General features: G+C 56.3%; 21 protein-coding genes and 2 pseudogenes. 9 read left to right on the top strand and 14 right to left on the bottom strand.

Going from position 1 to position 23,366, the window contains the following annotated elements; all coding sequences use genetic code 11:
• Positions 1-75: 75 nt before the first annotated feature.
• The 3 genes and pseudogenes from ACROSR_RS17360 to msrA form a co-directional block, all read right to left on the bottom strand.
• A pseudogene (locus ACROSR_RS17360) lies at positions 76-408 on the bottom strand (transposase); the annotation flags it as partial.
• A gap of 532 nt (positions 409-940) precedes the next feature.
• Positions 941-1,720, bottom strand: a complete 780-nt coding sequence (locus ACROSR_RS17355; RefSeq protein ID WP_432687161.1) for a type 2 periplasmic-binding domain-containing protein — start codon at positions 1,718-1,720, stop codon at positions 941-943.
• Positions 1,721-2,805: 1,085 nt separating this feature from the next.
• Positions 2,806-3,402 (bottom strand): peptide-methionine (S)-S-oxide reductase MsrA, encoded by a 597-nt coding sequence (msrA, locus tag ACROSR_RS17350; RefSeq protein WP_432687160.1) that lies wholly within the window; start codon positions 3,400-3,402, stop codon positions 2,806-2,808.
• Here msrA and ACROSR_RS17345 point away from each other — a divergent pair.
• Complete coding sequence (locus tag ACROSR_RS17345; protein WP_432687159.1) at positions 3,395-3,823, top strand: hypothetical protein; 429 nt, start codon at positions 3,395-3,397, stop codon at positions 3,821-3,823. The two genes, msrA and ACROSR_RS17345, sit on opposite strands and share 8 nt — an antisense overlap.
• A 595-nt stretch (positions 3,824-4,418) precedes the next feature.
• On the opposite strand, the gene ACROSR_RS17340 is transcribed toward ACROSR_RS17345, so the two are convergent.
• Both ACROSR_RS17340 and ACROSR_RS17335 read right to left on the bottom strand, forming a co-directional pair.
• Positions 4,419-4,682: a hypothetical protein gene (locus ACROSR_RS17340; protein WP_432687158.1), complete on the bottom strand. Its 264-nt coding sequence runs from the start codon at positions 4,680-4,682 to the stop codon at positions 4,419-4,421.
• Positions 4,683-5,271: 589 nt separating this feature from the next.
• On the bottom strand, positions 5,272-5,658 hold the full coding sequence (locus ACROSR_RS17335; RefSeq protein ID WP_432687157.1) for a DUF4168 domain-containing protein: 387 nt from the start codon (positions 5,656-5,658) through the stop codon (positions 5,272-5,274).
• A gap of 719 nt (positions 5,659-6,377) precedes the next feature.
• On the opposite strand from ACROSR_RS17335, the gene ACROSR_RS17330 reads away from it, so the two are divergent.
• Positions 6,378-6,878, top strand: coding sequence for a PRC-barrel domain-containing protein (locus tag ACROSR_RS17330; protein ID WP_432687156.1), 501 nt, complete (start codon positions 6,378-6,380; stop codon positions 6,876-6,878).
• A gap of 378 nt (positions 6,879-7,256) precedes the next feature.
• Here the strand turns inward: ACROSR_RS17330 and ACROSR_RS17325 are convergent.
• Positions 7,257-7,526: pseudogene (locus tag ACROSR_RS17325) on the bottom strand (DUF6441 family protein); the annotation flags it as partial.
• 303 nt (positions 7,527-7,829) lie between these two features.
• Between ACROSR_RS17325 and ACROSR_RS17320 the strand changes: the two are divergent.
• Positions 7,830-8,288 (top strand): BLUF domain-containing protein, encoded by a 459-nt coding sequence (locus ACROSR_RS17320; protein WP_432687155.1) that lies wholly within the window; start codon positions 7,830-7,832, stop codon positions 8,286-8,288.
• Between the two features lie 467 nt (positions 8,289-8,755).
• Here the strand turns inward: ACROSR_RS17320 and ACROSR_RS17315 are convergent, their stop codons facing one another.
• Positions 8,756-9,910 (bottom strand): hypothetical protein, encoded by a 1,155-nt coding sequence (locus tag ACROSR_RS17315; protein WP_432687154.1) that lies wholly within the window; start codon positions 9,908-9,910, stop codon positions 8,756-8,758.
• A 923-nt stretch (positions 9,911-10,833) separates the two neighbouring features.
• Between ACROSR_RS17315 and ACROSR_RS17310 the strand changes: the two genes are divergently transcribed.
• Positions 10,834-14,703 (top strand): calcium-binding protein, encoded by a 3,870-nt coding sequence (locus tag ACROSR_RS17310; protein ID WP_432687153.1) that lies wholly within the window; start codon positions 10,834-10,836, stop codon positions 14,701-14,703.
• A 349-nt stretch (positions 14,704-15,052) separates the two neighbouring features.
• Here ACROSR_RS17310 and ACROSR_RS17305 read toward each other — a convergent pair whose 3' ends face one another.
• The 3 genes from ACROSR_RS17305 to ACROSR_RS17295 all read right to left on the bottom strand — a co-directional run bounded on the left by ACROSR_RS17305 (position 15,053) and on the right by ACROSR_RS17295 (position 17,005).
• Positions 15,053-15,481, bottom strand: a complete 429-nt coding sequence (locus tag ACROSR_RS17305) for a phasin family protein (protein WP_432687152.1) — start codon at positions 15,479-15,481, stop codon at positions 15,053-15,055.
• Between the two features lie 191 nt (positions 15,482-15,672).
• Positions 15,673-16,590 (bottom strand): sensor domain-containing diguanylate cyclase, encoded by a 918-nt coding sequence (locus ACROSR_RS17300; RefSeq protein WP_432687151.1) that lies wholly within the window; start codon positions 16,588-16,590, stop codon positions 15,673-15,675.
• A 232-nt stretch (positions 16,591-16,822) separates the two neighbouring features.
• On the bottom strand, positions 16,823-17,005 hold the full coding sequence (locus ACROSR_RS17295) for a hypothetical protein (RefSeq protein WP_432687150.1): 183 nt from the start codon (positions 17,003-17,005) through the stop codon (positions 16,823-16,825).
• 550 nt (positions 17,006-17,555) lie between these two features.
• Between ACROSR_RS17295 and ACROSR_RS17290 the strand changes: the two genes are divergently transcribed.
• The 3 genes from ACROSR_RS17290 to ACROSR_RS17280 all read left to right on the top strand — a co-directional run bounded on the left by ACROSR_RS17290 (position 17,556) and on the right by ACROSR_RS17280 (position 18,834).
• Positions 17,556-17,834, top strand: coding sequence for a CopG family ribbon-helix-helix protein (locus tag ACROSR_RS17290; RefSeq protein ID WP_432687149.1), 279 nt, complete (start codon positions 17,556-17,558; stop codon positions 17,832-17,834).
• Entirely contained in the window at positions 17,822-18,115 is a 294-nt protein-coding gene (locus ACROSR_RS17285; protein ID WP_432687148.1) for a type II toxin-antitoxin system RelE/ParE family toxin, read from the top strand. Before ACROSR_RS17290 ends, ACROSR_RS17285 begins: the two co-directional genes overlap by 13 nt.
• 101 nt (positions 18,116-18,216) lie before the next feature.
• Entirely contained in the window at positions 18,217-18,834 is a 618-nt protein-coding gene (locus ACROSR_RS17280) for a plasmid pRiA4b ORF-3 family protein (protein ID WP_432687147.1), read from the top strand.
• A gap of 248 nt (positions 18,835-19,082) precedes the next feature.
• On the opposite strand, the gene ACROSR_RS17275 is transcribed toward ACROSR_RS17280, so the two are convergent.
• A complete protein-coding gene (locus ACROSR_RS17275; protein WP_432687146.1) occupies positions 19,083-19,385 on the bottom strand; it encodes a HigA family addiction module antitoxin in 303 nt (100 codons plus the stop codon).
• 19 nt (positions 19,386-19,404) lie between these two features.
• Positions 19,405-19,692 (bottom strand): type II toxin-antitoxin system RelE/ParE family toxin, encoded by a 288-nt coding sequence (locus tag ACROSR_RS17270; RefSeq protein ID WP_432687145.1) that lies wholly within the window; start codon positions 19,690-19,692, stop codon positions 19,405-19,407.
• A 165-nt stretch (positions 19,693-19,857) separates the two neighbouring features.
• On the opposite strand from ACROSR_RS17270, the gene ACROSR_RS17265 reads away from it, so the two are divergent.
• Positions 19,858-21,210, top strand: a complete 1,353-nt coding sequence (locus ACROSR_RS17265) for an IS1380 family transposase (protein ID WP_432687144.1) — start codon at positions 19,858-19,860, stop codon at positions 21,208-21,210.
• 330 nt (positions 21,211-21,540) lie between these two features.
• Here ACROSR_RS17265 and ACROSR_RS17260 read toward each other — a convergent pair whose 3' ends face one another.
• Both ACROSR_RS17260 and ACROSR_RS17255 read right to left on the bottom strand, forming a co-directional pair.
• Positions 21,541-22,143, bottom strand: coding sequence for a Fic family protein (locus ACROSR_RS17260; protein ID WP_432687143.1), 603 nt, complete (start codon positions 22,141-22,143; stop codon positions 21,541-21,543).
• Entirely contained in the window at positions 22,136-22,465 is a 330-nt protein-coding gene (locus ACROSR_RS17255) for a hypothetical protein (RefSeq protein ID WP_432687142.1), read from the bottom strand. Before ACROSR_RS17255 ends, ACROSR_RS17260 begins: the two co-directional genes overlap by 8 nt.
• Before the next feature lie 606 nt (positions 22,466-23,071).
• Between ACROSR_RS17255 and ACROSR_RS17250 the strand changes: the two genes are divergently transcribed.
• The gene (locus ACROSR_RS17250; RefSeq protein ID WP_432687141.1) at positions 23,072-23,293 is read left to right on the top strand and encodes a DUF4160 domain-containing protein; all 222 of its coding nucleotides are present in this window, start codon (positions 23,072-23,074) and stop codon (positions 23,291-23,293) included.
• Positions 23,294-23,366 lie beyond the last annotated feature (73 nt).

Here is a 23,366-nt window from a genome sequence, read left to right as displayed (position 1 = left end):
GTGAATGAAATCTGACATAACGTCGGACTTATCATCGGATCGTAGCCGAAGTCAGACGGCCCCCGCCGCAGCCTTACGGCGATAGGGGATCTGCACGGCCAGGGTTTTCTGTCTCCGACACAGCGTGGAAAAGTCCGGCACGGGCCAGTCCAGCCCCGCCAGCTTCAGCAGGCTGGCCACCATCCCGGCGGTCTGGCGCAACGGCAGCTTGAACAGCACTTTAATCGACAGGCAAAACTGGATGGCCGCATCGGAAAACACCGGCGGGCGTCCCGGCCGCCCGTCACGCGGCGCGCGCCAGGTCATGTCCTTGTCCACCCAGATCAGCAGAGACCCCCGCTTGCGCAGTGACGCGTTGTAGCTGGACCAGTTCGTCGTGCGATAGCGGGCGGGAGGGGGCTTGCTCATGCAGCCCATGTAAACGCCTGGATTCCCGAAGTGAATCCTCTGTCGTCAGAGATGTGCAACAACGCCCGGCCGATGCGCCGACCACGGACGGAAGCATCACCCCGGTGCGGGACATCAACCGGTGGCCAATGCAATCGGCAACACCCTCATTCGCCAAAACATCAGCGATATAAACCCTGCTGGCCAATCAAACGGTTTGGCCAATGGTTTTGCTTTAAAATTTGTCTCTTGACCACAACCTCACTGTTACGGAAGCGGATTACTGGGGAAATGCGGGCCGACATGAACTCGGGAAACTCACTCGTTTCATTTCTTGGCCTTTAGGTATCCTGGTTCCTCTTCAGCCAGGATGACCGTACAATCGGCCAAGGTTTTTCCTTTCAGCGCAATGACGGGTTTCAAGCATGTCAAAACCCGAAAATTTACTCCTGTACCCTAACTTCCAAAAAGACCCCAATTTGACCTAAAGACACCCTGGTCCCTAACTGCATGCCAGAAACGCTCTCGAAGAAGCGATTAGAAGACTCATCTGTCACAGCACCGAAGACACAGGACGATTTCTCACTGCATTGGCAGCAATCTTCTGGATCCTGAGCTTGTAGCTGTAGAACCAGAGCAAACCAAAGCTCTCCAGCGTATCCCGCCCACGACCTGGCAGACGGTTATAGGGCACGAACTCCTCGAAGATCTCATCCATGGCGTCCTGCTTCTCGACCTTCTTCTCTTGGGTCAGGTGATCATACAAGACCGCCTTTGCCACGAAGTCTCCATACTGAACCATCCTGTTGAGACCCTGAAAGAGCGCCGTGTCCTTGGTGATCAGAGCATTCTTCACACCTGTCTGAGCCCAGCCAGGAAGCTTGTCTGTGGCCTTCTCCAGATAATCCGCCCACCGACCCTCACGGATCTCGACATCGGCTTCAGTGAGGTTCTCAGAGATCGTGCTGAACTCCCCTGCATCGATCAGGGGCTTGATCGTCAGCTTGTCATTGGCATCATTCAGAGCCTTGATCCTTGCTTCTGCTCTGAGCCTGTCAGCAGTACGGTTATAGTTGCTGGCAATGTCGATCTCCAGCTTGTTGATCTCTTCGCGGTTCTTCACATACTGGGTAATCTCCACGAACTTGCTCACCATGCCGGTCACAGCCTTCACAGGATTGATCCCACGCACAGCCAGGTGCAGAGCATTCGACACCAGGTTCTCATAAGCCACCACGACAGCTCTCACGATGATCGTGCTCTTGGCATAGGACACCGTGTCCTGAACAACCTGCTCAGACTTCTTGAGCCTGGCATAAGCCTTGTGTCCCAAGATCCTCTTGGCAGTCTTCTTGAACTCGGCCTGTGTCTTTGGATCCCATCTGGAAGCCCTAGAAAACCTCAACCCTAACGATTTCACGTCATAGATGACTAAAAAGAAGTGTTTTAGAACGCATGGAGAACTTTACGAGAACGGTTAGAGAACGGATGAGAAGTCTAAGAAGTTCCCAGGACTTCTTCCAGTCTCTAGGAGTTGAACCCTAGTTCTGTCCGTGAATCTGTTGATCCCGTTGTCTTGGTCCCGATGTCATGCTGGACGTTACCCCGTTGCTCCCTATCCTGTGCTTATCACAAGGTGGAACACTATCGGTTGATGTCGTGATCACCCTGTGGTATTTCTATTGCCAAGTTCGCTAGATATAGAGAGCCTAGGTTTATACCTGACCTTCACCTGTGCTGCCCATTTCTACCCGTCTTGGGTCTGACGAAAGAGGTCAAGTCACGGTTGTCAGCTTCCGAGTCTAAAGTTGGCTATTTGCCGGGGACCTCACCCGACCCGCTCTCAACCGGCCCCTTCTAGGTGGGAGCAGAAGCGCGACACTATAACCCACCAACTCTGATTGGGGATCGTGGTCTTTGAAGACTCTTTGAATCTTCTTCGAAGACGCGAGGCAGATGAGAACTCTGCGGGGAAGCGGCTGGCCATCGATATCTGGCATCGCGTGGATACGGCGAATTAATTGATGGGCCTTCCTCTGCATGACGGGGGGAAGGAGCGGGTGTATGGTTTTCATTCAACCCACTGAAATGCTTGAATTTTCATGAAATCCGGGAACGATCCCGGAAGTCTGACAAAGTCTGGGTATCCGGATTAAAACTCTGACTGAGTTGTACGAACTTCAACTCAGTCAGAAACTAATTGCCCAAACTTAGACTTTGTCAGAGTTCGTCAGGCTTTGTGGGGTTAGAATTCAGTTCCGGGGAGAGAATTACACCGGTTCACGGTTTTCAGGGCATCTTGCCCCGCAATGTTTACAACTAATCGCGTGAACGGCAACTTCACCGAAGTTCCGTCCTGCTCAATGCTACTTTGCGCTGTTCTATCTCCGATAAACGTGACGCTTCGACGCCTGCAGTTCAGGATCTCGGCAGGAAGGGTGCATCTTCGCCCCAGATCTGACGAATACGGTCATCTCGTCCGCAACGGTCTCGGTAGCGTTTGTACGCCGTCTTCTTCTTGACGGCGATCCCCACCGAGGAGAAGGCCAGCCGGTCATCCGATTTGTAGTAGTCCTGGTGATACGCATCGGCCGCATAGAATTGTGCGTCGTCCAGGATCGGCGTCACGATTTCTCGGCCGAGTTCCTGTTCGGCAGCAGCCTTGGCGGCCTCGGCCGCTGCACGATCCTCTTCATCGTCGACCCAGATGGCCGTACGATAGCTGTCTCCGCGGTCGCAGAACTGTCCGCCATCATCAAACGGATTGATCGAGCGGAAGAAGAGGTCATAAAGCTGGCGGCGTTCTACCTCTTCGGGGTCGAACTCGATCTTCACGGCCTCGTAATGACCGGTGCCACCATCGACCACTTGTTCGTAGGTCGGGTTTGGCACGTTGCCACCGGCAAAGCCGGATACAGCTTCGGAGACGCCTTGAACTTTTTCAAAATCAGCTTCGGTACACCAGAAGCAGCCACCTGCCACAGTGATCGTGTCTGCGTAGCTTGCGGTGCCCATCAACAAGGCTGCGAGTGTCACTACCGTTCTCAACGAAATTTCCTCCATTTCAGAGTCAACGTCTTGCGGCGGGATGTGTTCCTTATTGACTGATTTGGTTCGCCTTGGAGCCGAAACCAACCCTGATGTCGGATCCAGACAGATCAACATGGTGCAGCACGTGATCAGCCGCGACAATACTGCACGCATGATAGCAGATTACCAAGCGTTGGGTGATGCCATGGTTCAGTTGGCTGAGTTGGCCAACATCGTCTGGCTGCTTCATGGTGTCCAGTCGTCGATATCAGCCTCCTCAGGACAGTCTGTTTCGAGCTCGGACTGGCCGATCAGATTGGCCAAGATGCTGCACGTGCATTCGGCAGGTGCCAGCCCTTACATGAAATTCGTGCCTGACGCAGCATGGAATGGGGCTTCCACATGAAGGGCTGGCTACTGCCTTTTGTTGCACCGTCCACGAGGGTCGGCAATGCGTAGGAAGGGGAGTTTTGCAAAGTGCCGTGCCCGAGAAAACCGTCAATCTCCCACAGATCGAGAAGGGACCCGGTTTGCGCCATCCAAGTTACGCAGGTGTGACGCAAACAGTACGGCGCGACCTCATCCAGCAGCCCCGCGCTTCATCAAGGGCCTCTTGCGAGATCGGGACATGCGTGTGCCTTTTCCCGCCCGGCAATCCAGCGCAGCGCAGGTCAACGAACCCCTTCTCGAGGTCCACCGCGGACCAAGGCAGCCGTAGAAGGGCCCCAGACCGGCCGACAGAGCGCAAGCACGAGGTGCTCGAAGGACCGGAGGTGAGGCGCTTCGCAAGGGTCGACGAGCATCCCGGCCTGTTCTTTCGTAAGCCACACGGCGCGGCTCGGACTCGGCCGGTATACTCGGCTTCTACGATATTCTGAGTATAACGCTCCAAGGCGGTTCAAGTACATCACCATCAGAACCGCTAGGCGCCTTGATGCCGCTGAGATCATCAAGATCTTCCCGCCTGCCCATGGACGGAGCAGGCGGGACAATTATCTATCTCATTCGTCGGGAGCGGCTGCCCCGGATGTTCCGTTCGTGATACTTTCAGGCGCGGACTGTTCTGTTGCACTGCCGTTGCCGCCTTCGTCCTCAGAAGCCGATCCGAGCATGCCAAGCGCGACTATTCCCCCCAAAAGCACCACGACGATCAGCAGGGGTAACAGGCCCGTGCTGGACGGCGGGCCGCTCTCATAGCCGGGCGGGCCTTGCCGGTCAAAGTCGCGTCCGGCGCGACGGTGTATGTCGTCATTCGGGAAATGCATGATATCCTCCTTTCCGATGCTGTAATGGTAATTGCGGGGCGCGGACGTGGCACGATCTCACGTCCGGACGCAGGAATCTGGGCAGATTCATGCTATTTTCTGCGGATGCAATTGGCAGGAAGCTGCCGGCGGCGGCGATAGTTTTTCGAATTGGCGAAATATTGCTGGTCGAGCGTCATTAAAGACCATGTGCGTCGTCAAGCGCTCCAGCAGGCCGTCATCCGAATTGAGAAGTATCGCTCTGTACAGATGACGGCCTTTCCATCAAGCGGCAACCCACTTGGGAAATGTCGGTTGAACGCTTTTCGTCGACCGGGAAGGCGGATAATGGCGAGCCTGTCCTGTCTGGGGAAGGGCAAGAACGTTTTATGGAAAACCCAACTCGGACACCCGCCGCCACAAACGCGGCGGCCACACAGCGGGCCACCGCACAAAGCAGTGAACTGGCGCTTGTGGGTACCCTGCATGCCCCGTCCGTGGGGCGGCCCTTTGACGCAAATTCGCCGGGTCGGCTCCGCGCGGCCGGGTTCGCCGAGCGGTGGCGACAGGTGGGCCGAGACCGCACCCGCGATCCCGGCCGCACGCGGTCTTACATCTCGTCCTGCATGGACTGGACGCGCTTTATGATCCGCTGATTCAGCGCCTGGTCCTGGTTCGCCGCCCGTGCTATCTCCGTGTAGCGGTCGAAGGTGATACCGTCAGTGTCCTCGATCACCTGTGTGATCTCGTCGTTGGCCTCCTCGACAATCGCCGCCTGCTGCTCTTCGGTTTCGGCGCTCTGCAGCCTCGACGTGTATTTCTGCCGCACCTCGGCCACATCGAGCAGCGCGGTCGTGAAGATGTCCAATTCCTCAGATGAATATTGCGTCTCACTCTGCGCCGCTGCGGACTGGGCCGTCAGCGCAACCATGGGTGCCGATGCAAGCGCAAGGGCGATGGCCGTCGTCGTGGCCTTGAATGTCGTGTTGATCAGCATAAAACCTCCGTTACTTTTCGGTTTTCGGAGAACGCCCGTATCGCCGCCTCCTGACGGTAATCTGGATCCACCGAAGAGTGCGCGCAATCAGGTGCGCGGCATCCTGCCGAGGGGCGGCTCAGCTGCGCGCCGCGTCGACCAGCGCGATGGCGCGCTCGGCATATAGGCTTGCGTCGACCGCGGTGAAATGATCACCCCTCTAGCGCGGCGAAAGAAAGACACACGAAGGGCTACCCGCACGTGCTTCTGCTTTCCGAACCTGCGGCCGGGTTCACTTTAACGATAGAGATCCAGAACACACGGCCTTCAGGCAGAACGCTTAGCGTAGCCCGGTTGAACCGCTGCCGGCTATACTTTCGGGCGCTTCGGTATCAATTAGAGGGCCGGGATTCCGCCGGTGGTGTGCTGAGGCTGCTGTAGATGACGAGCCCGACCGAGATGACCACTATAATCAACAAGGCGGTTAAACCTTCTCAGGTCGACCCCAAAAACTGCTTGATCAAGATCATGTCCTCGACAATGAACATTGCCTCTCACCCTTGGACACTATTGTCCCCATTTCGAAGGCCGATGCCTCAGATCAGCAAGGATTTGCTCATGGCGTTGCGATGCAGCTACAGCGTTCGCAACTCAGTGCTGTGCGGGGCAATCATCCGCGCTCGGTGCGCCCTCCGCGCCCCTTGACGCTGGGACCGCGTCGCAAATGAAAGGAGGACAGCATGACCAGCAGGATATTGACCACGGTCGCGACTGCGGCTCTTGTTGCCGCGCCGGCGCTGGCGCAGGACGTTATCGTGTCGGAGCAAGGGCAGGACGAGCTTCGGGGTGAGTGGATCATGGGCAGTGCCGTGCAATCCACCCAAGGCGAGAATATCGGTTCGATCGACGATCTCATTATTAGCGACGAGGGCGAGATCAACGCCGCCATCGTCTCTGTCGGCGGGTTCCTCGGGATAGGGGCCAAGCAGATCGCTGTGGATTGGTCCGAACTGGAGATCGATTATGACGGCAACCAGATCGAGCTGCAACTGACCCGTGAAGAGGCCGAGGAAGCCGATGATTACGTCTATCGAGACCGTGAATATCCCGAAGTTGAAGGTACCACCGGGACTGGAACCGGCACCGGGACTGGAACCGGCACTGGGACTGGCACCGGCACCGGGACTGGAACCGGCACTGGGACTGGCACCGGGACTGGAACCGGCACCGGCGGCAACTGATAACGCCTAGCCTTACGCGATATGTCACCGGACGCCCGGATGTTCCACATGCGGGCGTCCGACGTCTCCCTTGAAACTGTTTAACCCGCTCTGAAGGCGTTGATCATCCTGCGTACAACACCTCATTTTGCTGGGAAGGCAATCGCCTACAACCGGAACCCCAAAAATGCTGCGCAGAACAGGTGTCTTGTAAGCGCTGACGGCGGTCGTTCGCCGCATTGGTCACGAATAGATCGTTTGGGCCGAGCGTTCCTTTATGCGCGACCATAGTTTGCAGTTTTGCAAAGCCTGCTCACTGCGCACAGCCGCCGTTCGGGCCGGGCCAAGCTGCACCTGCAGCGAACGTCCGGAAGGTCCGCATTGGTGTCACCCGAACTTTCATTCGACCCAAGTCGCCACGATCAACCCCGGCACGCTGTCATGTGCGCGAGTGGCGTCGCGATCGAGGTCCAGCCGCTTCGGCAGTTTGACCTGCGGGACCAGCAGAAAGATCGGCACGGTGGCGCGGCCGCGTCCGGTCTTTGATCGCGAGACCACTCCAAGGCCCCTGTTGTTCAGACGCCCGTCGGCCACGAGCAGGCTCGGCCCCGATCGCCGATACACGAAGCGCCGGCGCTCCCATTCGCCGGGGGTGATCTTGCCGCCGCGCTGGCCGTTCCGCCAAAGGGCAGGTGGATCAGCCTCAGCCCGTGCGGCGGCAAAGAGGTAACGAGCGTCAGCCAGACGGCCCTCTTGCCGCCATAGTTTGTGCTGCTGCCGGGCTCCCACCCCTTGCGTAACCGCGTTGTCATCCAGATATAGGTTGGGCAAGAAAGAGATTGTATCGGCCAAACGATCAGTCTGTTTGCACGGACAATCCATACCAGAACTGTTTTGGCGAGCCGTTTTCCGACTTGGAACCTATGATCTTCCAAGATTTTGGAAACTTACTGCGGTGCGCATATGCGACCCGTGCCGCAAAATAAACAGGAGAGGAAGGAGTTCTCGCTGAGAGATTTATTGACAATATCTTATAGAAGCAGGGGGAAATTATCTGATCCGGCACAGGATATATTTCCCATCCTCGCTGAAAGCCTGTCGAATAACAAGGCGAGAGACATCACAGGAATCCTGCTTTTCGACGGCAGATTTTTCATGCAAACTATCGAAGGGCCAACCACAGAAACCAATGACCTCTTTGAGAGCATTGCCAAGGATGTCAGGCATAAAAATGTCGAGGCATTCGGAATAGAAAACATTCAGGAGCGTGATTTTCCCGATTGGCACATGGAGTTGCTCGAACGCGATGAAACCGCCAGGATTATTCCAGACCTGAAGAAATTCAAGTTTTCGTATCGACGGTTGCGCGAGGTACAGGCTATGGCGGCAGGGCTAGCAAAGCGTAAACACGCCAAGCCCAGTCATCATTGACGATACACCACTTCGGGAACCAGCCGGTGCCGCCACTTGCCAAACATCACGGCTGTCTTCCCTCGACCCAATTCACAACAATCAACCCCGGCACGCTATCATGCGCCCGCTCGGTATCTCGCGCCAGGTCCAGCCGCTTCGGCAGCTTGAACATGGTGCAGGAGATGATCGGCCATGACAATACTGCACACATGATAGCAGATCACAAAGCGTTGGGTGATGCCATGGTTCAGTTGGCTGAGTTGGATCGGCTAGCCAACATCGTCTGGCAGCTTCATGTCGTCCGGTGTCGAAGCCAGCCTCGTCGTGAGGGCCCGCTTCGAACCCGCATTGGCCACCTTCAATGCCATGCATGCTGCACCTGCATTCGGTAGGTGCCAGCCCGAAGCGGACACTCCCAATCACTCGCGTGGATTGAACTGTAGGTACCATAAGGAATTTGGAACTGTTGGTAAGTCGTTAAAAAATCAATTCAGCAGGGTCAAAATTCTCTCTGCAATTTCTATCAGCTTATGAAAACCATACTGTAAACCACCCTGAAACTGAGTATATCCCGCTCCTCCTGCGGCGCCTACAAAGCCTGAAATATATAGCCCTCTCAGATTTCTACTCGTCTCTCGGAAGTTGTGTAGAGCCTGCCCAAAGGCATTCTTCCGGATTTTCTGAGTGGTGCCTGTCCTTCTAAGCTCATCTAGCTGCTTCTCCAAGCGTTGGATGTCGGCATCTACAATGCTACTATCGATAGGGTCAGGGGGTGAATTATGATGGCGAAGCACCGATGGGCTATACTTTAATTTCGTCAGCTGTTCTCTTAAAGTGTCAATTTCATTTGCTAACTCTTCCTGAAGGTTGATGATTTCGACCTTGCGAGCAATTTCGTGTTTTTGGCCTGAAGATACTTTTTGGGCTCCAGATATTCTTGCTAAAGCCTTCGCCTTAAAAGAGCGGCTTAACTTGTTTTCACCAGTTACTTTTTCTAGAAGCCAGGCCCTCCAGAATTCTGAGGCTTCAAGTGAGTCCGGCACGAAATCGAAGGCTGGATCATTCGGAGGAAAAATTCTTGGATCATACTGTCCATGGCTGTAAAACAACGGCTTATTCTCTAAATCTTCATATGCATCGTCAACCACATTCAGGTCGGCGCCAAGAGAAGTTAACAAAAGTTTCTGGATCTCACTGTCGGAGGTATCAAGTCCGTCATACAAAGCACCGAACGGCTCCAATGTCTTCTTGAAAGCCCGCCCCAAGGATCTTCTACTCGGTTGGAGTCTGTCAGCTATTAGTTCTGCGGCCGCGTATGTGAGGGCAGTGACTGCACTGGTATTCTGAAGTTCGAAATTCTGTCCCCCAGCATTTCGTGGATGCAGGGCGAAATTGATGCTATTGTTCAGGTCCTTGAGCGTTACTGAACTTGCAGATTTCCCCATAAGGTCCTCTTCACTACTGAGAACCATGTAAGTCTGCATCAAGCGAAATCCCCAGTCTGTGCTTACATCTAGCTGTCGCGTTTCGGCCAAAAATAGTGTTCGGATGCAGTGCCGTGACAATATTTGACGCGCTTCGCGAAGACTTATGTCACCGTCGATTGCATCATAGATCTCTTGAGCTATGTCGGCCGTCATAGACAATTTTCGTGTGTTAAGAAGAAGGTCATGCAAAGCGGCTCCACAGTAAAAGAAAACTCAGTTTCGGATCGCGTATGGGTCAATGTAGTCCATTAGCATTTTGGCTTGGCTTGGTCGATCAAACGTAGGCCGCGCAAATGCACGTTCGGGGGATACTTACATTTTCGACACTTTGGTCAAGAACGAGTTCATGAGTGCCTCTGCTGCGCCAAACGTTCTGGGTGAACCTCGGTACCTTGCAGCTCCGCTCCCTGCGCACAGCCGCCGCTCGGGCCAGGCCAAGCTGCACCTGCAGCGAACGTCCGGAGGGTCCCACACAGCTGACCTTGGGGCGTCATTTTGCACTACCCCGGCAGATCCCCTATTTGTGAAACAGCCTCATGCTTCTCTTCTTGGTTCAGGTGCCTGTGCAGCCATGGCGATGGTTAGCCGCGTTCGTATCACCGAGTTCGAGACCAATCTGCACCGCAAGCGCCAGCGCGCCACGGCTGCTCCCGTGAACAAGGCGGGTTAAGGTCAACATGATCTTCGATTGGAGATTCGCCCGCCTGTATTGTTTCCATACACGTATGCAGAGAGTGCAGATGAAAGAAATATCCCAATGGGATGTTTTGCGGCCCACGTGCCGGTTGAAAAGTAATTTTGTATTGCGTGAACGTTAATAAACCGTTTCCATCACCCAATGGATAAGACTTCGGCAAAGACCACCTTGCGTGCTCTAGGTCGTTCGAAGATGGAACTGACGGGATCGCTTGGGGTTGGGGAGGCAATGTGCCTACGGAGCGGCGATGGACGAACGGGCCGCACTCTACCCAAGCACTTATCGAATCTGGGCACAGCGCTCGTTATCCCGATCAAGAAGTCAGGACCGGGAATGCTTGCATTGAGCGGCACCCGAGATACGTGCGAGGTATTTAAATATGGCCATAGCTACACTCTATCAGCCAATCCGCATTCCACTTGAAGAGAACTGGTTCGGCTTCGTTTCGGAGGCATCTGCGAACCGCATTCTCATTACAGACATAAATCGAACGGCAGAGTATACAGGAAATTTCACTTATGGGTTTTACGGCGACGTATTCGGAACCGTCACGGGACTTTCAGAGACACGCAACGGCGCACCTTATTATTCCATTACAGATCTTTCAGTGGACGCAAATGAACTATACTACGCCGTTCAGGTCGCCGCAGATCCAGAGCTTGTGGAACGGATATTGTTTGCTGGTGCCGATACGTTTTATGGATCTGATGGTGACGATGAACTCAGAGTATTTGCCGGTGACAATTTCCTTTTCGGCATGGGCGGAGATGATACCCTGATTGGCGGATCCGGTAACGACATCATGGAGGGCGGCGGAGGCGCAAACCAGTTTTTCTATACCAGTGGCAATGACGAGATAACGGACTTTCAGGTCGGAATCGATACTCTTGAAATAAGTCTTGATGGATTGACGGCACAGCAGATCATCGACTTTGCCGCCACGGCCACTTTGGTGGAAGGCAATCCGGTAATTGATTTCGGCGGTGGAAATACGCTGACCCTGCACGGCCTCAGCCTTCCAGAAGTTACATCGAGCCTTACCCTCGAGGCTAGTGATCCGTCTGTCGAGACGAGCTGGACGATCGAGAGAAGCATCGGGGACGCCGGAGCAGTCTTTACGGTTGAAAGGGATGTCACGGAGGCCGCGACGCCTGTCTATGTCAGCACCGTTCAGGATCGTGGCGCGGTCAATAGCGGGGTCTACACGGGTCTGGAGAATGTGGAAATTTTCTTTGCGTCAGGGCAGGCAACTCAACAGATTACAGTCGAGTTCCTTAACGATCGAGGGACTGACACGGATCTTGATTTCAGCCTGATTGTCCAGGCGGACTCCAACGATCCGATTAATTCGTACCTCGCCCGGACGGACTTCACTGTGCCGGCCTCGGAAGAGATCCCCACTGAACCGGACGGTCCAACGCCGCCGCCAGCGAATCCGCCAGACGAGGACGGCAATGAGCCCGAAGAAGACCCTGGCGAAGCGAGCCCGGTTGACACATCGCCCTTGTCGGTTTTGGCGCCAAGCGGTTGGGTCGATGACGGAGGTGGAGGCGTAGTTAACGCAGCTGGCGGCGCGGTTTTCCTGGGGCATTCCCAGGGTGAATCTGCTCTCTTGCGCGTGGAGAACGGCACGGTCGTCGTGTCATCCTCGGGCCGTGTCACGGTGGATGGCGACGTGTACGCGGTGCGAGGCGGGCCCGAGCGTCCGATCTTTTCCGGCAGCTTCGCCGTCGAACCCGGCACGCTGAGCGCAACCGGGTTCTCCCCGCGCTCGGACGGCTACGGGTTGCTCAACGGTCTGGTGGATATCGACTTCTCGCGACTGACGTTTTCGGAGAGCGACGTGGCGCTTGGCGCCGACCTCGACTTCCCGGCGCCGTTCGACGCGCTCGACACTGCGGGCGGGCCGCTGGCGCTGCGGTTCGGGGCTGACGGGCTCTCCTTTGGGCCCGACCGGGTCGGCACCTCGGATTGGCTGCCGGAGATCGAGCTGCCGCTATCCGCTGGATCGCTCATCGATTTGACCTTTTCAGACATGGGCGTGGACTACGACGGCTTGAGCGACAGTCTTTATTTCAGCGGAGCAGCTAAGCTCGTCTGGGGTGGGACCATCAAGGAGTATTTTGATGGGCTCGCCTTCGTGCCCCTGCAAGATCTGGAATTCGATCTTTCCGGCGAGCGGACGGGCGATGCACTCTTTGAGCGCGGAGACAAGTTTTTGCGGCTGCAACACCAGGACGGTGATCTGGCTTGGGATATCGTCGGCGATGTCACCTATAGCAGCACGGCCGGGTTCCTGCGTGAGTTGAGCCTTGGGCTGAACTCGATCGACGAGACGTTCAGCGGCAGCATCACCGGTGCATTCAGCTTCGCGAGCGAGCGCACGGTGACGGGTGAGCTCTCGGGGCTCTGGGACCCGATCGCAATCGACAGTGTGAGCTTCGGGATGGATGGGCTGGACCTTCCAGTTGCCTCGACGGGGCTCTTCCTGCAGGGCGGATCGCTCGGGGTCGACGGTCTCGCAGACGGCGGGTCGGGCGGGCAGAGTTACTCCGGCAAGGTGGACTATACTTACGGTAGCGCGGCGGGCGGGCTGCCGACGCCCATACGCGGCGATATCGATGGCAGCTTCGAGACCGGTAGCGTCGGCGGCGGTTTCTCCATCCGCTCCACGCCCGGCTACATCCTGGGCGATGCAACCAGCGGCGGGATCGTGGACGTCATAGAGACCTATTTCGGCGTCGATCCTTCAGCGGTGCTTGGCTTCGAACTTCTCGACGCGTCGGGAGAGATCGAAGCCAACTTCGCGCGTGATAGCCTTTATGCCGAGCTCAATGCATCGGTGTTGGGCGGGCTATTCGATGGAGAAGCTGAACTCACCAGCTTCACCAACGCGGGGGTCCGGACCATAGACTTCGGCGCCCGCGGCGCGGTTCAGACACCCGACGCAATTCCGTTTGGGCTCGGCGGACTCAATCTTGCCGACGCCAATGTGGCAATGGAGTACTCGGCGGATCAGGACTTTAGTAACGATTTTTTTGCTGCTTGGGGTTCAGTCGGCCCTTTTACAAACGGTTTCCAAGTCTCGTTTGATGGCGATTTTGAATTTCTCAACAGAACGGAAATAGAAAAAATCGGCAGCTGGGAACTTGGCCCAGAAAACGAAGTCGTACTCATTTCGGCGCAATGGAAGACGGTGCGCGAAGGCGCGGAGCTCGTAGTAATCACGCCTGACGGCACCCGGCTCTCAGAGGCCGATCTGGCCGCGCATGACGACATCGCGATCGCAGAGGCGTTGACCACGCCGACGTCGCGCCACGTTGTGCTTGAGACGCCGGAGGCCGGTATCTGGGATATCGAGATGGTGAATCCGGACGGGCTGGGCGACATCACCTATTCGGCCAGCGAGGTGTTGTCGGGCCCGTCTCTCGACCTCGGGATTACTTCGGACGATTACGCGGCCGAGAGCGCCCAGCTCACGCTGACGGCAGACGGGATGGCGGCAGGCTCAGAGATCGTCATCAACGCGCTGGCCAATCGCGATGACGCGGCCGGCACACGCCTCCAGATCGATGCCCTGCAATCAGGCGATGGCACCCAGACCGTCACCTGGGATTACGCCGACTTCGATCCGGGCATCTACCACCTCGAGGCCGTGGCCCGCGGCGGCGGCCTCGCGCCCGAGGCGGCACTGGCCGAGACGACAGTTACCGTTGACGCGCTGATCGAAGGTGCCGTGACCGGCCCGGGTGGCATTGCTCTGCCCGATACGGCCCTGCGTTTCTCCGTGGATGGCGTCGAGGCAGGAACAGCACAGACCGACGCGCAAGGAGGCTTCTCGTTGCGCGCCCCTCCGGAAATCGCTGGGGAAATCTCCCTGGAACGCGCTGTGACCGCCGAGGAGAGAGATGGTATCACCGCTTCCGATGCCCTGGAAACGCTACGGCTAGCCGTGGGGCTTGATCCTTCTTGGGGACCGGCCGATGGGTTTGATTTCGTCGCCGCTGATTTCAACGCTGATGGTGCGGTGACTGCATCCGACGCTCTGGATATCCTGCGTATCGCCGTGGGGCTCGACACTGGCTCCAACCAACCGCGATGGGTGTTCGGAGATCTGGAGGCCGACGACGTGAATGCCAACACTGTGCCAAACCTTGACAGCCAAATCGACATCACCGCCCTCACGGCCGACGCGCAAGTCAACGCCCAAGGCGTTTTGGTGGGCAACATGGAAGATTACATTGTCTGACGGTAAAGGCCCGCAGTTGGTAGACTGCGCTTTTGCGATTTGCACCGTTCTGCCAAGGCGGCACCTGAAGTGAAGGGTCACTTTGTCCGCGTTGCTGACCTTGAGACGTCATTTTGGTACTGAGCCAGACTAGGTCCCCCCTACTCGTCAATCGGCATCGTGTTTTTCTTCTTGGTTCAGGTGTTTCTGGTTCAGCCTTGCCGATGGGTATGCCAAGGTTCGGTTACGGCTGATCTTATTGGTTCACAGCCCTTGTTCTGAATACGAACTTCAGTAGGTACGTGCACATATGAAAACGGCGGCCTTGGAGGCCGCCGCATCGTCTCGATCAGATCTCGTGCGAAAGGGCTCAGGCGGCTTTCTTCGCCGCGTTCTTCGCAGTGTCCGTGGCTTCGTTGGCTTTCGCCGTTACCTTGCTAGACAGATCTTCACCGGACTTGGAGGCAACCTCGGTCACCTCAGTGCCGAACTTCTGCGTGACTTCGCTGAGGGATTTGCTCGTGCCCATGACGAGATCCATCTGTTTCTGCATAAAGTCGCTATACGCCTTGCTGTAATCGGCTGGCTCGTCGCGCACTGCGGTCACTTCGCGGAGGTTTGAGAACGCTTCCTTGGCGGTGTCTTTCGCGATATCGGTCGACTTCGTCGCGGTCTCGATGAAGATCGAGGTCATGCGTTCGTTGGCACTCGTCAGAGTCTTGAAGATGTCTTGGAAGCCCTGCGGATCGAAGAGGCTCTGGATGTCGTTGGTGGCGGATTTCGTGTTTTGCTTGGCCATGTCGGGCTCCTTTCCGGGTTACCGGGATGTGTCATGTGCTGTGACCTTGACTTTATGCTGCCGCGCAGCATTTTCAAGAGGCGGGCTAGCTCAGGACAGAGCTTCCCTTTATGGATTACGGGGAAATCGGAAGGGATCGGTACAATCGACGGGATGGAACTGCTATCCGCATTCTCGGCCCTCTGGCGCCGTTATTGGTCGCCTGATGCCACGGACACCTGGTTTCGTCCGCTATCTTTCGAAACATAAAGTGCTCGATCGGCGCGCTCGATCAAAGCCGTTGCCTCGGTCTCGTCGAGACGCGCTGCAACACCGAAACTCGCCGTTACTTTCAGGTCATCATCAAACTCAAGGCCCTCTATGAGGGCGCGTAAGTCTTCAGCCAATGCCTTCGCGCCATCAAGACTCGTTTGCGGAAGAAGGACGGCAAATTCTTCGCCACCCCACCGCCCGAAGTAGTCGACGGTCCGCATGCGCGAAAGCACAGCCTGGGCGATGCGGCGAAGGACTTCGTCCCCCACGTTATGGCCATATTTATCGTTGACCGCCTTGAAGTTATCAATGTCGAACATGATCATCGACAGGGGCCCGTTATATCGGCGCGCTCCCTCCACTTCGATCGACAGCAGGCGTTCCGTCTCCGTTCTGTTGAGAGCACCCGTGAGACCGTCAAACAACGCTTGGTGCTGAAGCATCTCCAACAACCGTTCGCGCTCTGTGACGTCGCGCTGCAAGGCCACGTAATGCGTGACCTGGTCATCTTCGTCCAGCACTGGCGCGATCGTCCATTCCATGATGAACGCTGAACCATCTTTCCGATAGTTTTTTGATTTTCCCTCGAACGTTCGATCGTGTTCGAGGTCGTCGCGCAGCCTCCGAATGACGGACCAGTCCGTTTCAGGGCCCTGCATGATGCGCGGTGTCTTCCCGATGATCTCGTCCAGGCTGTATCCGGTCATCCGACTGAAGGCAGGGTTGACATAAACGATCCGAGGCCCCGGCAGCTCGAGTTCAGCATCGGTGATCAGCACGGCATCATAAGCCGCCTCTACAGCTGCCTGAAAAATTCCGAGCCAGGAAGAGCATTGAGGCGTTGTTTTTTGAGACATTATTTGTGCAACCCAACTTTTTCCATTTTCGTTCCTGAGTACCAGCCTGCGAGCGTCGATAATCTGGAGGGCTCTGGGTAACTGTCGGCACCGACGGGTCGAGTGTGTCTACCCGGCTGTCACGCTGCAGGAGAAACATCCGCGTCGCCTGACTCATGACAAAACTGTCATTTTGTCATGAGTGAGCCGCCCAATGATATTGTCGCCCGTACTCATCCGAAAAGTCTATATCTCAGCTAGGCGGCATTGTCCCGGATGACATGAATGAGGCGCTTGTCGGGGCTGCGGCCTCTATCTTGGCCAGAAGCTGCGCGGCGCAGGCCCAGTCGACGGTCGTCGCCTCGACAAAGGGCGCGTCGAAGGTTTCAAGGTTGAGTGCGCCAACCGCCCTGCGTGTAAGCTTTGTGCCGGCCACGGCACCGCCCCAGGTCGCGCTTCTGTTCGTCAGTTCCCCTTCGGACCAGCACCCCAAAAAACGCGGCGGCCGCTTCATTCAACTGACGCCGCTGCCGTTGCATTTGCTGCAGCGTCCGCTGCCATGGCACGTGCCGCAACTTCCAAAGCCAGACCCATTGTCGCCTGTCCCACCGCACACACCTTGGCACTTGCCAGTGCCATCGCAGTTCGTACATTTCGCCATTGCCATTCACCTCTCCCGACATTCCCCAGGTGGAATGCCTTCTTTTGCATCTTGTCGCTGTATTGCGCCCCAATCAAGCCTGCTGAACCCCCTGTTCCGCAGTGTTACCATCTCTAAACGATGCTGCGGCGCAGCAGTTACAAGAGGCCGTTTCAAGATAGACTTACTTTGACCGCGGAATTTCACACTTGGGCAGGTCGGAGGCGGTCACATCATCAATGCCCACGGGTAGTTGCCAGTGCGGTTCTGCAGGTTGACCCAGTGGACAAGCATCTGTTCGCGCTATATGGTAGTACTAGGTATTACCTAATAGCCGGAGCACCAGATGGCCTCCCCGACATCCCTCAAACTCGATGACAAGATGAAAGAGCGCGTCCAGCATCTTGCAAACTCTCGCAAACGTACGTCTCACTGGATCATGCGGGAAGCCATCGCACAGTATGTCGAGCGCGAAGAGAAACGCGAGGCATTGCAGAGAGACACTCTCAAGGCGTGGGAAGAGTTTCAGGAAACAGGCTTGCACGCGACCGCTGAAGAGGTGGATCAGTGGCTGGCGAGCTGGGGAACCGAAGACGAACTGCCTGCCCCTGAATGCCACAAGTGATATTCACGTCTCGGGCGATCCGGGACCTGCACTCGCTGAGGGATTTCCTGCGCCCCAAGAGCGCCGATTCTGCGCGTCGGGCCGGTGAGGTTATCCGCCAAGGGGTGAAAATACTCGCTGCGCATTCCCGACTCGGGCGAATGGTCGATGATCTTCCTGAGGAGTACCGGGAATGGCTTATCGACTTCGGTGACAGCGGCTACGTCGTTCGATATCGAGTTGATGAGGCTGCGGTGACAATCTTCGCAATTCGACATCAAAAAGAGGCGGGGTATTCCTGAATGTTACCTTTCATCTATCTACACATCAATCCTTATGGCCGATTCAAGCTCGATCTAGATAAGCGGATCGATTTTGGGCTCTTGGCCGCATAGAGGCATTCATGGCGAAGAAAGATCCCCAGGTCCTACGACTGAAAATCACCCTTGAGCATGTCGATCCCGCACCTTGGCGGGAGATCGAGATCAGGTCGGACAAGACCCTGCCACATCTGCATGACGCCATTCAGGCGGCCTTCCTGTGGAACGACATGCACCTTTGGGATTTCCGGGTCGGTGATCGCAAATACGAAAGGAAAGACGGAGAGTTTTGGATGGAACCGATGTTCGGACCGCCTGTGATGGAGGTTACTACGAAAAGGATGCACTTCTTCCTGAACAGCAAGGTGCCGCCAGTGCTCTACACCTACGATTTCGGGGATGACTGGGTGCATCGTGTCGAGCTTGTCTCAAAACGTCCGGTTGAGCCGAATGAACCCTTGCCACGTTTTGTCGGTGGCCAGTGGGCGACGCCGCCCGAGGATATTGGCGGTCCGCCTATGTACGAGGTCTTCAAAGAGGCACGTCATGACGCAAACCACACAGAACATGACTGGGCGAAAGAGGCCGGATATGTTGATTGGGATCACGACGAGATCCATCCCGATGTCATCTCCAAGCAATTTTTGAAACTGCAGATGCGGAAAACGCGCAGTACATCTTGTTGGGTTATGGGAGAATAAGGCGCCACTTAGGGTATTTCCGGGCAACAAGCGGGCCTGCACGCTGTCGCTGGATCTCGCGTACGACACCCGTCACAGCACTGCCCGCCAGACGCGGAAGCGTCCCTGCCCCGTGACCTCTTTCACGAGGCCCTGGGACTCGAGCCATGAAAGGTTTCTCTGGATCGCGGCACGGTCCCGCCAGCAAACGGTCGCTTGCTGGCGGATTGATGACTACGCCGCAGGGCGCGGACCTGTCCCGGCGGCCATCATAGTCCGCTTCTTGGCTGCGGCAGCGCGTCCTTGGTCGGGAGATGGCGAATTGCTTCGCCTGTTTCCTTGTCGGCCACGGCCAGCTCGAACTGCGTTTGCAGGTTCAGCCAGAATTGCGGGTCTGTACCGAACCAGTGCCCAAAGCGAAGTGCAGTATCGCCCGTAATCGAGCGCTTGCCCGCAATGATCTGCGAGACACGATTGGCCGGCACATTGAGCTGACGGGCGAACTCTGTAGGGGTAATCCCAATCTCTTCCAGCTCGTCCTTGAGGACGATGCCGGGATGGACTGCTCTCATGAAAATGGTGCACCTCCTTTCATCGGTGATAATCCACGATCTCCACGTTAAATGGTCCTGGCTGGCCATCCGGCCATTCGAAACAAATGCGCCATTGCTGGTTGATGCGGATCGAGTACTGCCCTGCCCTGCTGCCCTTCAGGGCTTCGAGCCGGTTGCTCGGCAATGCGCGTAAATTCGCCAAGTCTGGTGCAGCGTTCAGAATGGCGAGTCGCTTTGCGGCCTGGTCCTCAAAGCCCTGAAACGCTTTGATAAACTCTCCGCCGGCAAAGCGTTCTGTTTTCTTGTCTCGATAGTTTAGGATCATACTGCCTTAAGCAATACAGGAATTGACGATGTACGTCAAGAGTAAACTTCTAATTGAAGGGTTCATTCTAACCCGCATTCCCCAAGTAGTCCGCTGATTTCGCTGTCCTGAGCTTGGTATTTCGTATATAAATCATGGTGTTGATAGCTGTGAGGGGCGTGTTTCATGGATCACCCAGAGGGTGCGGGCTTGCAGAGGGCAGATCGGGTGGATTTCGACCCTCGTGTTCGACTGGAATTCAAAGGCACACAGCTCAGTTCGGACGGCGGTCTGCTGGTGATGCGCGAGCTGGATGACACGCTTGGGCTGTCCGATCTGGCGTCAGCGACGCTGTCCGACACCCGCCCCGGCAAGAACGCGGTCCACCGGCTCGACGGGCTGTTCCGGCAATCGGTGTTCGGGCGGCTGGCCGGATACGAGGACGTCAACGATGCTGACCGTCTCGCGCTCGACCCGGTCATGCGTCAGGTTGTCGGCGGTAGGGCTGTCGATGCGCAAGCGGCATCGGCATCGCAGATGGGGCGGTTCGAGACGGAGACGCTGGCCCTGCCGGAGAACCGGGATGCGCTGGCCGACCTGAACGGGCAATGGATCGACCGGTTTCATGACCGCAACGGCTTGAAGTATATCGTGCTGGATATGGACAGCTCGGTCAGCCCCACCCATGGCGATCAGGAGGGCGCAGCCTGGAACGGCCATTTTGATTGCAGCTGCTACCATCCAAACTTCCTGTTCAACCAGTTCGGCATGCTGGAACGCTGCGCCCTGCGGCATGGCAACGTCCACAGCGCTGATGGTTGGCGCGACGTCCTTGATCCGGTCATCGCCCGGTATGCCGAGCGCGACATCATGAAGTTCTTCCGGGCCGATGCCGCCTATGCGATCCCCGCAATTTATGCGCGCCTCGAAGAGGCGGACTATTTCTACGCCATACGTCTGCCAGCAAATGCCGTCCTGCGTGAGAAGATCGCACATCAGTTGACCCGCCCCGTCGGGCGGCCCTCAAAGACCAAGGTGAAGCGGTTCCACGAGGACTTCCAGTATCAGGCGCAGAGCTGGGACAAGCCGCGCCGCGTGATAGCCAAGATCGAATGGCATCCGGGCGAGCTGTTCCCCAGGGTCGGCTTCATCGTCACCAACCTGCCCATGGAGCCGGACTGGGTGGTGCGGTTCTATAACCAGCGCGGCACCGCCGAGCAGCATATCAAGGAAGGCAAATACGCCTTCAACTGGACGCGGCTGTCGTGCAGGCGGTTCCGCGACAACGAGGTCCGGCTGCAACTGCACGCGTTGGCCTACAACCTGGCCACATTCCTGCGCTGCATCGAACTACCTGAGGAAATGGCCGACTGGTCGCTCACCAGCCTGCAACTCAAGCTGATCAAGACAGGCGCCCGCGTTGTGCGCCATGCCCGGGCGATCACCTTCCAACTCTCCGAGGCCGCGGTGTCCGGTCCGATGGTGCGCACCATTCTCGCCGCCATTCACCGACTGCGAGCGCCACCGTCATGCGCGTGACTGCAACCCAGACCCAAACTGAACGAAACCGGCTCGACAGGTGTGTCCGACGCGCTGAAAACGCCTCAGAAGGCAGAGGATGACCCCGTCGCTTGGCCTGAAACACCTACAACCGGACGTCTGCGCGAGACCAAACGAGGTCCGGAGAGAGGAAATGCTTGACCGCACGGCCTCGTCCGGCGATCTTTCCGTCATGCCGCAGGCCACTTGGGGAATGTCGGCTTACATCCGATTGCCATTGTTGGCGCGCAATGCCTACGGTTTCGGCATAAACCACGATGTACTTGGCACGCAACTACGGTTCGGAAGGCGGTTATGTCATCACGCCTGCTAGAGGAAAACATCTAGATACATACGACGGAACACTTGAGCTGTTGGTGCCCAATTACCCTCCATGGCTTTGCTGCAAGCTGCTCCATAGCCGCCATCCGGACGCGGTCTAAGTTTTACGAATGGAGGCAGGCCGTATCGCATAGCAATGAAACCCGTCCAGATGCGAGCAGTTCTTCCGTTGCCATTTGCGAACGGGTGGATTCTTACCCATTCAGAATGTACCCAGGCGCAAAGCTCGATAACCGCGTTAAGTTTGTCCCTGCTGCTTGGAGCGTCACCTTGCGGCAGGATCTGATCCAAGGCCGAAACAGCCTTCTGGAGGGTGTGTTCAAATTCTTCCAGTTCTTGAGAGACTAAAGTTGAGGGTGTTCCTTGATGGACCCCGATATGGACTTCGCAACCTTCAAGGCCATCTTCGCCGCGAAAGTTTCCGACGTACTGGTCGCCAGGGACATCAAGGCCATCCATCATTGTAGTATGCCACTGACGTGCCAGATCAATCCCAGGCAATATACGATTGTGTGCCTCGTCACGAGACAAGCGATAAGCCTTCCGAAGGTTCTCTGAAAGCTTACCGCTATCTTCGTCCCAGTCAGGCACTTAGCAAACTGCGCACAAGGGCTGTCGTCTCATAGTCCTCAGGGAACTCTATTTCCCCTTGAGCTGGATCATTATCCGCGGACAACTCAGCCGAGACTACCTCCTCGATTGCCCGTTCGAAATTCGGATCATCTTCTCGATACTGCTTCAGGGAATTCAAAGACGCCTCAAGCTCCTCTTGGACGACAAGGGTCTCCTTGGCCACGTATTGTAGCAGCGCTTGGTTGATGAGCTTGTTCATTGTCGTGTGACGCAGCTCACCTAGCTTCGCCAGCTGATCTTTCAGGCTTTGATCAACGCGGAGTGTCATTGCAACAGACATCGTATGCCTCCATGAGATGTGACATCAAAATACCTTTTTGATGCCATTTGTCAAGGTTCTTTGGTACGGTAGCGGGAACTTGAACCGTGTCCTGCCCGCCTTGAACCAGTTCCCATGCGGCAATCTGTGCGCGCTCATCCGCCCCTGCCCGTGGCGGAGGCGGTAGAAACACTGGGGCATCTTCCATCGGACAGGGCAGGAGCCGCAGGTCCTCTTCAGCGATCTTACCGTCATATTGGCTCTCGCTTCTGCGCAATAAAAACGATTTACATCAATGATCTAAGGTATTAAAGACGCAAAATATGGCTATTTTGCACACTACTTGGGTGATTTTTGTTGAGGAGCTCCTTCTCTCTACACAGGCACCGCCTGCGCATGCACGCAAGGACCTTGTGTCGCGCTCAGGGTAAGTAAACCAAGGGGTTTGGAGCGATCGCGATCAAGGAAACCATCGCTGCACACGTTTACAAACGGTCGTTTACTGGTGACTTATGAATTTGCAAATCGCCACACTTAGCAGAGGTGTGTGGGCTCAGAACCCGTGAAACAGCATATCGAGGGCCGCCGTGACCGGATCGGCGTCAATCTGACCGAGACAGCGGGGCTATGATCAGGATGCACACATCGGAAACAGCCGCCAATAGGCCGTTTCATGTCTCTTTAAAAACCCATCACGATAGGTTAAATACAGTTATGGTCACCATATACCGAGCGCATGGTCTGCGCGTCATCATCTTTACAGACGATCATGAGCCGGCCCATGTGCATGTGTTCGGTGATGGGCAAGTCAAGATCAATCTGATCGGGCTTGACGGGGCTCCAGTGTAAGCGGCGTCTGGCGGGCACCTTCTGCTGAGGCCCGGGATTTGAGACTCACGCCCTGTTGGAAAACAGGAGGTGA

The sequence above is a fragment of the Roseovarius tibetensis genome (assembly GCF_050896375.1).
Lineage (GTDB): Bacteria > Pseudomonadota > Alphaproteobacteria > Rhodobacterales > Rhodobacteraceae > Roseovarius > Roseovarius tibetensis.
The sequence above is the reverse complement of the archived record's forward strand: the minus strand, read 5'-3'. Positions and strand labels throughout refer to the sequence as shown.